This window comes from Leptospira soteropolitanensis (genome assembly GCF_026151655.1).
GTDB lineage: Bacteria > Spirochaetota > Leptospiria > Leptospirales > Leptospiraceae > Leptospira_A > Leptospira_A soteropolitanensis.
Map to the genome: position 1 here is coordinate 1 of NZ_JAMQPN010000077.1, position 961 is coordinate 961.

Genomic DNA, 961 nt, shown 5'->3' on the forward strand with positions numbered 1-961 from the left:
ACTTACCGAAGTTCCCTGACCCTGAGTCCCAACGGGACGTTAGGGACTGGCACGTAGTTTGCGAATGCAAACGAGTGACAGAAAGGGAATTTGCCGTAGGCCGAGCGAGGCCTTGTGCCGAAGCGTAGCGGTAAGTCGCTGTTATGCGAAGACGCAAAAAGATTGTATGAGTTTTTTTACCAAAATCCGCCACAACTATATTCTTCTTCTAGGGTAAGTGCGACATACATTCTAGGAGTGAGCATTGGGTTATATTTCTTTTTAATAGTTCGCAAGATTTTAGGAGCGAAGTTGTTTAAGTCTATTCCAGCTTCAGGAATACAGTATTTCTTTCTATTTTGAATTGAAGAATTGTATTCATATTCAATGGTAATTCCATCAAGAATTCCTCCTATATATTGATACACTGTTAAATAATAGAATAATTCTTCATTGTTTAATTTCCTCTTTCTATCAGTTTCGAATGCTTTTAATCCATTGATAAAAGTTTCGTTGTCTATTGAAAGTAAACTATTTGAAAAACAAATAGATGTTAAAATCAGAATTGATATAATTTTCATTAATTTCCTTTTATGCTATTATTTAGAATGAATTTAGATCCGTTTTCTCTCAATTCAAATTCTTGAATTCTTGTTATTTCTGCCGAATTAGTACCTGATGAAACATCAATCCAGTATACTGTTGAATAAAGTTTAAATCGATTCATATTACACCTGATAGTTTCTTTTATTTTTAGAATTTTTTCTGCGGTATAGAGTTTTTCTTCTTCTTTTTTTGATTTAAATAATCCAGTTTTCAAATAATACTTTTCTTTTAAAATAATGTCTAGGTCATCTCGGTTGATATAAATGAAATTTTCTGTTTTATAAAATTCATATATTGCATTTTTCCACTCCATTTTATTGATATCTGATATTTCTTTTATCTTTTCATTATTTTTGCAATGATTGGTTAGTTCATA

General features: G+C 31.1%; 2 protein-coding genes. Both read right to left on the reverse strand.

Annotated elements, in window-relative coordinates:
- Positions 1–176: 176 nt before the first annotated feature.
- Complete coding sequence (locus tag ND811_RS19375) at positions 177–560, reverse strand: hypothetical protein (RefSeq protein WP_265353613.1); 384 nt, start codon at positions 558–560, stop codon at positions 177–179.
- Positions 560–961 (reverse strand): hypothetical protein (locus tag ND811_RS19380; RefSeq protein WP_265365564.1); only part of this gene is annotated, 402 nt, incomplete at its 5' end. The genes ND811_RS19375 and ND811_RS19380, both read right to left, overlap by 1 nt.